Below are 2,247 nucleotides of genomic sequence, written 5' to 3'. Positions count from 1 at the left end.
GATAAAAAAGCAGACAAGGGCGTTAGTTATTCCATTACTAAGTTCTTCAGAGTACAAAAACCTCAAATCAACCTTTCGTTAAAAACCGCTGCTCAAGGCACGATAACTCCGAAGTGCTTATCTGTTTAGGAACAGGTAAACCTAATAACTGTCCTAACACTTTCAATAATACCATGTCTTTATCTGCTATATAAACCCTTTCAGAAGCAATCAAGGGTAATATTCTATATAGTGATGCTAATAATTGTTCATCAGTTAGATTAAAATCTGTAGGATAGTGAGAACTTACTATTTCTCTTAAATCGTTATACGGCAATAACTCATATATATCCTCCACTATCAACTTGGTTCTTTCGACATCATCATAACAATAATTATCAGTAAACTTCTGATCAGAGATCACTACAAACTTTAGCAACTCACTTTTAGTTAATTCTTTTAATTCATCTAATAAATACTCACATGCTTTGACGCTTAAAAAATTTTGAGGATTAATTAACCATATTAATGTCTTTTGTTGATCTTCTATAACTCGTTGACTCAATAATTCACAAAAATCAGGGATTAGCTCATTAACATCCATCATCTCAAGTGGGCAATAATTACCATCCTCTTTATATTTAAAAGAGACTATTTTTTTCAATAAATCTTCTAACTGCATCTGAACCAACGCTGCTTCAACAGTCTTAAATTTTGATAATGTTTCTTTATCAATAATTACTTCTAATTGCAAAAGCATATTATTTATCTCATCAATCTTTTCTTGAAAAGAGTAACTACTTCTTAGATGCTCTATTTGTTTGTATAATAACGTTCCTTTCTTACCGCTAAATTCATGCACAATGCTATCACCTTGATCTATCACTAAAAAACTCGTCTTTTTAAGATTAATTTTGGCTCCATTAGCCAGAATGTTTATCCCGTTTGAACCATAAATATTCTCTTCAAGTAAATTTAATGACCTGTTCAATGCATATCGTTTTAACGTTCGTGTTAGTTGCCACTTCGTAATGCTATCTAAACAAAAAAGATATATGTAATCATCTAGATTCATTGTTAAACTCTTATGCATATTATATTTCATCTGTAGCTTCATCAAATGATCACCATCTTTTCATTGCCAATAGCTTGTTCTTGCTTACTTTTTCTCCCCACTAGAAGTAACATGTCATTAAATTGTTTCTCACTTACATAAAGAAGACGAATATCACCATCCTCTGGAATCATTTTCTTCAAAATTGGTGCAAATTTTTGAGCCGCGGATCTATTTTGAACAATTCGATAATAGACAGAATATTGTAACATCGTAAATCCGTTCTCTATCAATGTCTTTCTAAATACACGATATTGTTGCTGCTGTTTCTTGGTCATTACAGGTAAATCAAACATACATAATATTCTCAATTGTGCATACCTCATTCCATCACCTCTACAAAGTCTTGTAAATCAATTACATCTAACAAGCCAATGTCTTTATTATTCATAGCGCTTACAAAACTTATTACATATCTGTCTATAACTTTGTTAATATCACTTATTTTTCCATTACTACGGATTGGTTGCGTTAGGAAGGAAATAATTTTCAATCGTAATTCATAGGTAAGATATTCTTGACCTACCAATACATTCTTATTTAGCCAGCAATCCATAAGCGGTCTAAAAGGTTCCATCAAGTCATCAACTAAATTAAAGGCATTGTACTCATTTTTATGGAAAACACCATATAAGGGTAATAACCCCTGGCCTACTACGGCTCTGGCAACAGCGGCACGAAGTATTGCATACCCATAATTCATTGCAGCATTAACCAAATAGTCTTCATCATCACGAGTAAACTCCATACCGTATAATGTATTAAAGTAGACCTTTGCAATCATACCTTCTCTATTATTTTTATCACCTAATTCCATTTCATCAGCTAATTTCAGCATTTTTTCAACCCGATCATTAGGCGCATTCTCCAACATTACAAATCTAATCTGATTACCGATTTTTTGTGATACTATCTCTCCCCAAATTTCTAATTGAAGAGTCTCTTCCCATGCAAGTTGTTCTCTTACTCTCTTGGCACAGTGATGATATCCACCATAGTCTAATATCATAGTTCTAGGCATATACTTTCTGTCACAAACAACAACCACCACTTTGTTATTGGCAGATTGTAAAATTTAAGTTGAACATTTTAGTGGACAGAAAAACCCATAAAGGTCTTTAATGGTGTCGTCACAACATTCCATTAGAAAGAAG

Annotated in this window: 3 protein-coding genes; all 3 read right to left on the bottom strand. The window is 32.6% G+C overall.

The genetic code is table 11. The features are described from left to right. Positions 1-67 precede the first annotated feature (67 nt). Genes G541_RS0108235 through cas1 form a run of 3 tightly spaced genes read right to left on the bottom strand, consistent with a single transcriptional unit; the run spans position 68 to position 2,114 of the window. Positions 68-1,054 (bottom strand): P-loop NTPase family protein, encoded by a 987-nt coding sequence (locus G541_RS0108235; protein ID WP_162139342.1) that lies wholly within the window; start codon positions 1,052-1,054, stop codon positions 68-70. A gap of 41 nt (positions 1,055-1,095) precedes the next feature. After that, on the bottom strand, positions 1,096-1,419 hold the full coding sequence (gene cas2 / locus G541_RS0108230) for a CRISPR-associated endonuclease Cas2 (protein WP_191976466.1): 324 nt from the start codon (positions 1,417-1,419) through the stop codon (positions 1,096-1,098). Further along, positions 1,416-2,114, bottom strand: coding sequence for a type II CRISPR-associated endonuclease Cas1 (gene cas1, locus G541_RS09785; RefSeq protein ID WP_051174629.1), 699 nt, complete (start codon positions 2,112-2,114; stop codon positions 1,416-1,418). The genes cas2 and cas1 overlap by 4 nt, the downstream gene beginning before the upstream one ends. Positions 2,115-2,247 lie beyond the last annotated feature (133 nt).

The sequence above is a fragment of the Ligilactobacillus saerimneri DSM 16049 genome (assembly GCF_000423265.1).
Classification (GTDB): Bacteria; Bacillota; Bacilli; order Lactobacillales; family Lactobacillaceae; genus Ligilactobacillus; species Ligilactobacillus saerimneri.
Note: the sequence above shows the minus strand (reverse complement) of the source record. Positions and strands in the feature narration are given on the sequence as shown.

What these genes read in the sequence shown, in the direction of transcription:
- G541_RS0108235 (WP_162139342.1), bottom strand. Translation starts at nt 1,054, where the DNA reads ATGAATCTAGATGATTACATATATCTTTTTTGTTTAGATAGCATTACG.
- cas2 (WP_191976466.1), bottom strand. Translation starts at nt 1,419, where the DNA reads ATGAGGTATGCACAATTGAGAATATTATGTATGTTTGATTTACCTGTA.
- cas1 (WP_051174629.1), bottom strand. Translation starts at nt 2,114, where the DNA reads ATGCCTAGAACTATGATATTAGACTATGGTGGATATCATCACTGTGCC.